The sequence below is a fragment of the Synechococcus sp. B60.1 genome, from assembly GCF_047462555.1.
Classification (GTDB): domain Bacteria; phylum Cyanobacteriota; class Cyanobacteriia; order Thermostichales; family Thermostichaceae; genus Thermostichus.
This window is the reverse complement of sequence record NZ_JANSJN010000016.1, coordinates 16,431-25,129: the sequence shown is the minus strand read 5'-3', so window position 1 is coordinate 25,129 and position 8,699 is coordinate 16,431. Positions and strand designations below refer to the sequence as shown.

Annotated in this window: 10 protein-coding genes; 5 read left to right on the top strand and 5 right to left on the bottom strand. The window is 61.6% G+C overall.

Annotated features, from left to right (window positions below):
* Positions 1-6 precede the first annotated feature (6 nt).
* Positions 7-108: a CP12 domain-containing protein gene (locus tag NW863_RS03315; RefSeq protein WP_414364402.1), complete on the top strand. Its 102-nt coding sequence runs from the start codon at positions 7-9 to the stop codon at positions 106-108.
* Between the two features lie 158 nt (positions 109-266).
* Here NW863_RS03315 and NW863_RS03310 read toward each other — a convergent pair whose 3' ends face one another.
* The 3 genes from NW863_RS03310 to msrB form a co-directional block, all read right to left on the bottom strand.
* A complete protein-coding gene (locus NW863_RS03310) occupies positions 267-425 on the bottom strand; it encodes a hypothetical protein (RefSeq protein ID WP_414364374.1) in 159 nt (52 codons plus the stop codon).
* Positions 426-600: 175 nt separating this feature from the next.
* Complete coding sequence (locus NW863_RS03305; RefSeq protein ID WP_414364372.1) at positions 601-1,404, bottom strand: FTR1 family iron permease; 804 nt, start codon at positions 1,402-1,404, stop codon at positions 601-603.
* A gap of 49 nt (positions 1,405-1,453) precedes the next feature.
* On the bottom strand, positions 1,454-1,864 hold the full coding sequence (gene msrB, locus NW863_RS03300) for a peptide-methionine (R)-S-oxide reductase MsrB (protein ID WP_414364370.1): 411 nt from the start codon (positions 1,862-1,864) through the stop codon (positions 1,454-1,456).
* A 208-nt stretch (positions 1,865-2,072) separates the two neighbouring features.
* Between msrB and ndhN the strand changes: the two genes are divergently transcribed.
* The 3 genes from ndhN (at position 2,073) to NW863_RS03285 (ending at position 5,526) form a co-directional block, all read left to right on the top strand.
* Positions 2,073-2,516 (top strand): NAD(P)H-quinone oxidoreductase subunit N, encoded by a 444-nt coding sequence (ndhN, locus tag NW863_RS03295; RefSeq protein ID WP_414364400.1) that lies wholly within the window; start codon positions 2,073-2,075, stop codon positions 2,514-2,516.
* Between the two features lie 88 nt (positions 2,517-2,604).
* On the top strand, positions 2,605-3,615 hold the full coding sequence (locus NW863_RS03290; RefSeq protein ID WP_414364369.1) for an LdpA C-terminal domain-containing domain: 1,011 nt from the start codon (positions 2,605-2,607) through the stop codon (positions 3,613-3,615).
* 15 nt (positions 3,616-3,630) lie between these two features.
* Positions 3,631-5,526 carry a R3H domain-containing nucleic acid-binding protein gene (locus tag NW863_RS03285; protein ID WP_414364368.1) on the top strand — a complete coding sequence of 632 codons (1,896 nt, stop codon included), beginning with the start codon at positions 3,631-3,633 and terminating at the stop codon, positions 5,524-5,526.
* A gap of 16 nt (positions 5,527-5,542) precedes the next feature.
* Here NW863_RS03285 and NW863_RS03280 read toward each other — a convergent pair whose 3' ends face one another.
* A complete protein-coding gene (locus NW863_RS03280; protein ID WP_414364366.1) occupies positions 5,543-6,445 on the bottom strand; it encodes a 4-hydroxybenzoate solanesyltransferase in 903 nt (300 codons plus the stop codon).
* A 275-nt stretch (positions 6,446-6,720) separates the two neighbouring features.
* On the opposite strand from NW863_RS03280, the gene NW863_RS03275 reads away from it, so the two are divergent.
* Positions 6,721-7,452: a response regulator gene (locus NW863_RS03275; protein WP_414364363.1), complete on the top strand. Its 732-nt coding sequence runs from the start codon at positions 6,721-6,723 to the stop codon at positions 7,450-7,452.
* Here the strand turns inward: NW863_RS03275 and NW863_RS03270 are convergent.
* Positions 7,449-8,699: CCA tRNA nucleotidyltransferase (locus tag NW863_RS03270; protein ID WP_414364362.1), on the bottom strand; the 1,251-nt coding region annotated here is incomplete at its 5' end. The two genes, NW863_RS03275 and NW863_RS03270, sit on opposite strands and share 4 nt — an antisense overlap.

The following is an 8,699-nucleotide window of genomic DNA, read 5'->3' as shown; positions in this document are numbered from 1 at the left end:
GAAGAAGTGCTGGCAGCCCGCAGCCACCAGCCCAAAACTCCCAGCAGCCTTGAGCAGCACTGCGCCGAAAACCCAGATGCCGTTGAGTGCCGGGTTTACGACACCTGATTTCAGGTAACCCCGCCGAGTAAACTTCCCCCGACTTTAGTCGGGGGCTTAGCCATTCCGTCCCGCTGAGGCGAACAGTAGCCCTATAGTTGGCAGGCCAACCACCGCTCTCTAGGCCGGTTGCCCCCAACAGCGCAATTACAAAGGACTCCGTCCCCCTAACGCGAGTGGTAAAAGCTGCCTCCCTTTCCCAGCCACAGGCCGGGTTGACCCAGCAAAAAACCCTTTCCTTCCCGTTGGCCAAGCCACAAACACTGGTGGCAGGTCTGTGAGCGATAGGCAGGCGGCACCACTACAACCTTGACCTCTGCCCTCATTGCCTTGTACTGCACAAACTGCCTCAACAGGTAGAACGCCCCTCGCGCTAGCGGGCCGTAGGCCTCACTATTCGACCGCCGCCGTTCTGTCTGGCTGCACGGCTATTGGTTGACACACCCCCGCTCGCGCCAGCGGGCTGCAGGTCTCTGTCGCATCCAGCTTTGCAGAAGTTTCTCACGGAGAAAGGTTTTGAGCAGAATCAGCTCGCAGCCATTGCCTCATCCACAAGACAAAGGCCGTTCCCAGCAGCACCAGTTGCGGGATCAGCGTCTGCCAAGTGGGATACAGACCCAACCAGCGCAGCTTCGGGATCCCGGATAAGGGGGTCATCGGAAGCCAGCCCGCCACTTGCAAAGCGTGGAGGCCGCTGCCCAGGAACTTAAAGCCCAAGTAAAAAATCAGCAGGCTTAAACCCCGGAAAAAAGCCCCCAAGGGCAGCTTCAGCCCCACCTGCAGCAGCAAAATCGCCATTCCCACCAGCAGCAGGGATCCCAGACCGATCCCCAGCCAGAGATCTTCTGCCGCCAGGGAAGGGGCCAATCCCACATAAAACAACACCGTTTCCGCCCCTTCGCGAAACACCGCTGTAAAGGCCAGGAAAGCGAGGGAAAAGACCTGGCCGGTGGCGAGCGCTGCCTGGGCTTGTTCTTGCACAAAGGTTTGCCAGGAGGCAATGGCAGCCCGCTGGTGCAGCCAGAGGCTGACCGAAAACAGCAAACCTGCCGCCACCAGCCCCGTGATCCCTTCCAGCACCTCTTGGCGGGTGTGGGTCAGCAACTGCTGGAAAAACAACTTCACCAGCAAGGCAAGCATCACCGCTGCCAGCAGACCCATGGATCCTCCCAGCCAAACCCAGCGCTGTTGGGCTGACTGCCCACTTTTGCGCAGAAGGGCCAGCAAAGCCACCAGCACCAAGAGTGCCTCCAGACCCTCCCGCAGCAAGATCGAGGCAGCATCCAAAAAGGTGTAGTCCGACATCAGTTCACCCAGGCAGGCTGCCCAATTCTAGCGTTGCCTGAGAAAAGGCTCAGGTAGTGGTGGGAATGAACTTGAGAGCAGCAGAGTTGATGCAGTAGCGCAAACCCGTTGGTGGGGGACCGTCCCGAAACACGTGTCCCAAGTGTCCCCCGCAGTTGGAGCAGTGAACCTCTGTGCGAGGCACGAACAATTTCCAATCCGTCTTGGTACCGATCACCTGCGGAGCAACCGGCTCCCAGAAACTGGGCCAGCCAGTGCCACTGTCGTATTTGGCTGCCGAGGAAAAGAGCTCCTGCCCACAGCCCGCGCAGACATAGATCCCTGGGGCCTTATTGTCGTAGTAGGCGTTGCGGAAGGGGGGCTCGGTTCCCTCTTGGCGCAGCACGTAGTACTGTTCTTCAGTAAGCAGCTCACGCCACTCGGCGTCGCTCTTGGTTACGGGATAGGTTGGTTGAGCCATTGTCTGTTGCTCTCCTGTTGTTCTCAATTCTAACGCCTCTTCATGTCTTCCTCCCCTCCTCCGGCAGGTAGGGGGAGGCCGGGGTGCTTCTATGAGTTCCATCGGTAACTTCTATCCTCGCCTGGGGGCCTACTCCCGCTACAATGGGCACGGGCAAGGCTGGTCTCGAGATCCTAGACTCTCAACTCTGAGGAAGACGGAGTGCTTTATGTTGCTGGTGGGCTCAGGTGCCAAGTTTGTGCAACAGCTCGAGCAATGCGGGGCTTTGGCCATGTTTGTCACCCCGGAAGGGGGATCCGAAGGGCATTACCTGCGGCGGCTGCGCGGGGCCGGCTACGAGGTAGTCACCCTGTCCAGCAAGGGGATTGGGGATTTGGTCAGTTATCTGACGTCCAGCCATGGGGTGCGGCCTGCCACGCTGGGCAAATCGCAGCGGCGTACCTATTTCTACCCCTCGTTGATCGAGCAGTACCGTGCCACCTTGCCCCCAAAGGCTAAGGGATTGGTGTTTTGGTTTTATGAGGGGCATGTGCTCAGCCGGCAAGAACTCTCCTACCTGGTGAAGCTGAGCCAAGAAGATAAGGGCGTGAAATTTGTGGTGGAGCTGGGTCGAGAGCGGTCAATTCGCTGGCAACCTCTGCAGAGTGCCTGAGGATCTGCCCAGATGCCTCGAAAATTCTTTGCTACCATCTCAAGTAGGCGGCCTGCAGCCCAGACTCCCATCCTGCCGGTGGCTTTCCGTGTCTGTGACCTTGCCGAACGTCTCGCTGCAACAGGGTACTTGGTTTAAGCTAATCTGTGGCGCAAGTTTCCACCACTTGCCGTCGATTCGAGAGCTCTCTTTTCTCTACACGCTGGCCGGTGCCGATTGCATTGACGTTGCCGCCGATCCGGCCATTGTGCAAGCTGCCCAACAAGGGATCCGGCGGGCCCAGGCGGAGGATCCCCAGGTGGGATCCCCCTGGTTGATGGTCAGCGTCAACGACGGCGAAGATGTGCATTTTCGTAAGGCGGTGCTGGTGGATCCCGTCTGTCCTGCCGACTGTCCGCAGCCCTGCCTAGCTGTTTGTCCGCCCCACGCCTTGATTCGGGCAGGCGCTTCCACCCAAGTCCACATCCGGGCAGAGCTCTGTTACGGCTGTGGCCGCTGTGAGCCAGTGTGTCCCCACCAGCGCATTGCCACCCAGGGCTATCAGGTTGCGGCGGCGGAGATCCTGCCGTCCTTGCTAGAGCTGGGGGTTGAGGCGGTGGAAATCCACACCCGTATTGGTCGGCAAAGTCAATTCGCGCAATTGTGGGGATCCCTAAAGCCCTGGCTGCGGCGGCTGCGGGCCGTCTCGATTAGCTTTAACGATGGCCCCGGTTTGGAGGCTTATTTACGGGATCTGCTGGCCTTGATGGATCCCCTGCCGGAGGTGTTGATCTGGCAGGTGGATGGCCGGCCCATGAGTGGAGACATTGGAGCTGGCACCAGCAAGGCCACCCTAAAGTTGGCCCGCAAGGTGTTGGATATGGGCCTGCCTGGCTATGTGCAACTAGCAGGAGGAACCAATGGGCAAACGGTGTCGCTGTTGGATCCCTGTTGGCCGGTGGCGGGTGTGGCCTTCGGCAGCTATGCGCGACAGTTGGTGGCCGCCTATTTGGAGGGGGGATCTGGATTGGCAGGCGGGATCCCATTGGCCAAACAGTTGGTGCAGCAAGTGAAGCGACGAGCGGTGGCCCCCAGACAAACCTGTTTTTCCGGTGTTTAACAACGTTGCTTAACCATGAGTTTCTCAGTACAGCCCTTCAACCCGTCGGCGAATCTGGAAAGTGCTCCGCACCGCCTAAGCAATCGCACCCCTTTTCCTGGCCAAGTCCACTACAACGACGATTTGAACAAGCTTCTGGATGTTCTGCCCGCCCCCATTCGCCAGCGCCTGGAGCAGCATCCCCAGTTGGATCAGTTGGTGGAGGTGGTGCTGGATTTGGGCCGCCGCCCGGAAGCCCGCTTCCCCGGCTTTGCCGATTACCTCTCGGAGGAGGTAGTCACCCGCGCCGACCTGGATCTGGTCATCAGCCAAGTGGGAGAGTTTAGCGGCGACAACCGGGCTGGCATTGCCTCAACTCTGCACCGGATCAGCGCCATTCGCAACCGCCAGGGCACGATCATCGGCCTCACCTGTCGGGTAGGGCGTTGCGTTATCGGCGTCATCAGCATGATCCGCGATTTGGTAGAGCAGGGCCGCTCGATGCTGTTGCTGGGCCGCCCAGGGGTGGGCAAAACCACCGCCCTACGGGAAATTGCCCGCGTGCTGGCGGACGAGCTGCACAAACGGGTCATCATCATCGACACCTCCAACGAAATTGCCGGTGATGGCGACGTGCCCCATCCAGGGATTGGCCGGGCCAGGCGCATGCAGGTGGCCAGCCCGGAGCTGCAGCACAAGGTGATGATCGAGGCGGTGGAAAACCACATGCCGGAAGTGGTGGTGATCGACGAGATTGGCACCGAGTTGGAGGCTCTGGCCTCCCGCACCATTGCCGAACGGGGGGTGCAACTGGTGGCCACTGCCCACGGCAACCGCATCGACAACCTAATCAAAAACCCCACCCTTTCGGATCTCATAGGCGGGATCCAATCCGTCACGCTGGGAGACGAAGAGGCGCGGCGGCGGGGCTGCCAGAAGAGTGTCCTGGAGCGCAAAGCCCCCCCCACGTTTGAGATTGCGGTGGAGATGCTGGAGCGGGATCGCTGGGTCATCCACGAAGATGTGGCGGCCACTGTGGATCGCCTCCTGCGCAACCGCGAGCCACTGGTGCAACTGCGCAGCCTGGACGAACGTGGCCAAGTGGTGATCGAGCGCCCCACCCTGTCTGGCCCCCAGTGGCCCCCCCCTGCCGGCAGCACCCCGTCCCCGACGCGGGAGCGAGGGGGATGGCACCGTTCTGGGCGGATGGAAGCTTTGCCCTTAGAACCCAGCGAGACTCGTTTGCGCCAGCCTGGTGAATCTGGCTCGCCCTCGGCCAAAGGGGCCGTCCCGCCAGCAGCAGCGGGATCCCGTCCTGAGCCGCAAGTTATGGCCAGCCCCAAGGCAGAGTCCAGGTCTGAGGAAGAAGAGGATGCCGACTGGGAGGAACCTGCGGCAGCGGCCCTGGCAGAACGGCAACGGGGCCTGGAGGGGCTGCTGAGGATCTATCCCTACGGGGTTAGTCGCTTCTACCTGGAGCAGGTGATCCAAACTTTGAAGCTGTCGGCGGATGTCACCAAAGACCTGGATGAGGCCGATATTGTTTTGGCGTTGCGATCCCAGGTGCGCAGCCGCTCCAAGATCCAGCAACTGGCCCACGCCCGCCAGATCCCGATTCACACCGTCAAGGCCAATACTCTGATTGCCCTTGCCCGCGCCCTGCGTCACATCCTCAACATCGAAAGCGAGGACGGCTCTGATTCTGACCTGGAGCTGTTCATTCGGGCCAGCTCGGGCGACGAAACGGAAGCCTTGGAGGAGGCCCGCCTGGCGGTGGAGCAGATCGTCATTCCCAAGTCCCAGCCGGTGGAATTGCTGCCCCGCTCCCCTCTAATCCGCAAGCTGCAGCACCAGTTGGTGGAGCACTATCACCTGCGGGCCCAGAGCTTTGGCGAAGAGCCCAACCGCCGCCTGCGCATCTATCCCAACTAGCTCCAGCCAGGGTTCCTCAGGCCAGCAGGGATCCAGCGATCATCCCTGCCAAGAGAATGAAGCCCTGGAGGACGTTTTGGCCGAAGATGGCCATGTAGAGAGTGGGAGGGGGATTGACCTGGTGGAGCTGCCAGGTTTGCCGGCCCCAGAGGGCGGCGGCAACTGCCAAGCTGAGGAAATAGACCGCGTGCAACTGCAGGCTGATCCCCACCCCTAAGAGGGCAAGGGCGGCGCCCAAGAAAAATAGCCCCACCGCCGTCGGCGTCTGTCGCCCAAAAAAGCGGGCGCTGGAGTGGATCCCGGCCCGCTCGTCGTCCTCCCGATCCGATAGGGCATAGACCGTATCAAACCCTAACGTCCACAACACCGTGGCCAGCCACAGCCAGCCCAGCCCCTCCTCCCACAGGGGCTTCTGGGGATCCTGGCCGCTCACCGCCGTCCAACTGATGAGCACGGCAAATCCCCAAGCCAGGGCTAGCACCAGTTGGGGCACCGGGAACACCCGCTTGGCCCCCGGATAGAGCAGGATCACCGGCACCGCCGCCACGCAGAGGGCAAAGCTGACCGGGTTGAGAAAAAGCGCCAGCCCCGCCGCACAGGCCAAGGTCAGCAGCGCCATCACGATGCCGACGGCAACGGTCAATTCGCGGCTGGCCAGGGGGCGGTTGCGGGTGCGCTCCACCAAGGGATCCAAATCCCGATCCCAGAGGTCGTTGATCACACAGCCTGCCCCGCTGGTGGCTAAGCTGCCCAAAACCAGGATCCCAACCAGCGGCCAAGGCGGCGTTCCCCGTCCGGCCAGAAAAGCCCCCCACAAAGCCGGGATCATCAAAATCAACCGCCCTGCCGGCTTGTGCCAGCGCAACAGCCGTAAAATCGCTCCGCCAGTGGCCCAGAGGGCAGAAGGAGGGGCAGACATAGCCAGATCAAAAGAGGGCCAGTTGCCAAGGGGAATGGGGCTCCGCACCGATCTTAAATCATCCTGAACTGCCCTACCCTGGAACCCTTGTCGCCTCCCTCGCCGTCTTTCCTTTTTGGCCAGCATTTGGCTCCTCTTTTCCCCCTATTGGCCAGCCTGAGAAGTTTGATATCCTAGCGGGGGGCTGCTGTTGAGGATGATGAACTTTGCTCCTTTTCCTCTGTGAGGCCGTTCGCGCAAACGAGACGGAGTCTGCCATGCAAGCAACCCTTTCCATGACCAGTCAACTTCCCCAAGTTCAAGTCAAGGAAGCTTCTCCCCTGCTGGAGACTCTGCTAGTGGTGGATGATGAGGACGCAATTCGAGAAACCGTTGCCCTTGCCCTTGAAGAACAAGGATACCGAGTTTTGCAAGCAGTGGACGGTCGAGAAGCGCTAGAGCTGGTGCATACAGCCGAGCGGCTGGACTTGATGATCCTCGATCTAATGCTGCCCAGTTTGAATGGCTTGGATCTATGCCGTCTGTTGCGTAGGGAGGGTAACACCCTCCCCATTTTGATGCTGACAGCCAAAAGCAGCGAGACCGACCGGGTGATGGGCCTGGAGCTGGGGGCCGACGACTACCTAACTAAGCCTTTTGGGATGCGGGAGCTGATTGCCCGCTGTCGCTCCGTGTTGCGCCGTCGGCAGCAGGCCTACGCCAGCGAGGCCATGGTGCTCCGCTACGGGGATATTTGCATGTTTACCCAGGAGTGCCGGGTGTTGGTGCGGGGGGTGGAGGTGAGTCTCTCGCCCAAGGAGTTTCGCCTGTTGGAGCTGTTCATGTCCAATCCCCGCCGCGTTTGGACGCGGGAACAGCTTCTGGAGCGGGTTTGGGGATCCGACTTCATGGGCGACAGCAAGACCGTGGATGTCCACATCCGCTGGCTGCGGGAAAAGCTGGAGGTGGATCCCAGCAACCCAGAGTATTTGGTGACAGTGCGCGGATTCGGCTATCGCTTCGGCTAGGTTTGGGAGCTTCTCTCGCGCCAGCGGCGGGCAAAGGAAAGGGCTTCGGCGCGGGTTTGGATCTGACCCGAAGCCTGGGCTTCCTGGAGATCTTGCAATAACTGGCCCACCCAAGGTCCGGGTTTAGCACCCAAGCTGTGCAGCAGGTCGCGGCCATCCAGCAAGGGCACCAAATGGGCCAGGGGATCCTGGGGATCTTCGTAGCGCTGCAGCCAGGACTCTATCTTTTGGGGGCTGCTGCCGGTCGCTGCCGCCAGCAGGGCTAGGCCGCCGAAGAGGGATCCCGCCTGGTGATAGAGCCGCCACTGTTGGCTGGGTGAGGGGGAGTGGGTTAGGAGCGGCTGGAACTGGGGCAGAAGCTGGTGCAGCTTTTGAATGGCCCGCATCTCTGCCCGGCTGAAGCGCAGCCGTTCCAGCTCAGCTTCCACCGTCTCGGCGGGGGTGCCCGCCGGATCCCACAGTAGGGCTGCCACCACCGTTGCCAAGAGGGCGCTGCGCCGATCCGCCAAAGGCTGGGCCAGCTCCGCCAGCGTGCGGGGGTACTGGAGCTGCCAGATCTCAGCCCATTGCCACACTGCCTGAGCCTGGGCAAAGCCGCAGCTCTGGGGCGTTAGGCGGGGCAGCCAAGCCACCAGCAACCCTGCCGCCACTGCCGCTTGCAGGTGGGCCAGGCCCGGGATCCCCGTCTCCAACAAGGTCACCACCTCGGCCCGCACCCGTTCTGCCGCCACATTGGCCACAAGGGGGGCCCGCTGGCGAATCGCCTCTGCCGTGGCCGGATCCAGCGCAAACCCCAGCTGAGCTGCCTGGCGATAGGCCCGCAACAGCCGCACTGGATCGGCGCTGAGGTTGTCGGGGTGAACCATACGCAGCCACCCTTGCTCAATGTCTGCCCGACCGCCTGTAGGATCCAACAGTTGCCCCTCTTGCAGCGCCAGGGCGAGGGCGTTGCAGGTGAAGTCCCGCTGGCGCAGATCTGCCTCTGGCGTGGGGCCCACCTGCAGGGCTACGTCCACCGTCGCCGCCGTGGGAGGAGAAGCCCTTCCTTGGCCCAGCACAATGCGGGCAATCTGTCGCTCCGCATCCAGCACCACAAAGCCAGCCTTCAGCCGCCGTGCCACCCCCGCCGCCCACCCCACGGGATCGGCTGGACACATTAAGTCCAGATCCAACGGCCCCTTGGGGTCGCTAGGCTGGCCCCGCAGCCAAGCTAGGTAGGCATCCCGCAGGGATCCCCCCACCCAGTA

What these genes read in the sequence shown, in the direction of transcription:
- NW863_RS03285 (WP_414364368.1), top strand. Translation starts at nt 3,631, where the DNA reads ATGAGTTTCTCAGTACAGCCCTTCAACCCGTCGGCGAATCTGGAAAGT.
- NW863_RS03305 (WP_414364372.1), bottom strand. Translation starts at nt 1,404, where the DNA reads ATGTCGGACTACACCTTTTTGGATGCTGCCTCGATCTTGCTGCGGGAG.
- msrB (WP_414364370.1), bottom strand. Translation starts at nt 1,864, where the DNA reads ATGGCTCAACCAACCTATCCCGTAACCAAGAGCGACGCCGAGTGGCGT.
- ndhN (WP_414364400.1), top strand. Translation starts at nt 2,073, where the DNA reads ATGTTGCTGGTGGGCTCAGGTGCCAAGTTTGTGCAACAGCTCGAGCAA.
- NW863_RS03275 (WP_414364363.1), top strand. Translation starts at nt 6,721, where the DNA reads ATGACCAGTCAACTTCCCCAAGTTCAAGTCAAGGAAGCTTCTCCCCTG.
- NW863_RS03280 (WP_414364366.1), bottom strand. Translation starts at nt 6,445, where the DNA reads ATGTCTGCCCCTCCTTCTGCCCTCTGGGCCACTGGCGGAGCGATTTTA.
- NW863_RS03310 (WP_414364374.1), bottom strand. Translation starts at nt 425, where the DNA reads ATGAGGGCAGAGGTCAAGGTTGTAGTGGTGCCGCCTGCCTATCGCTCA.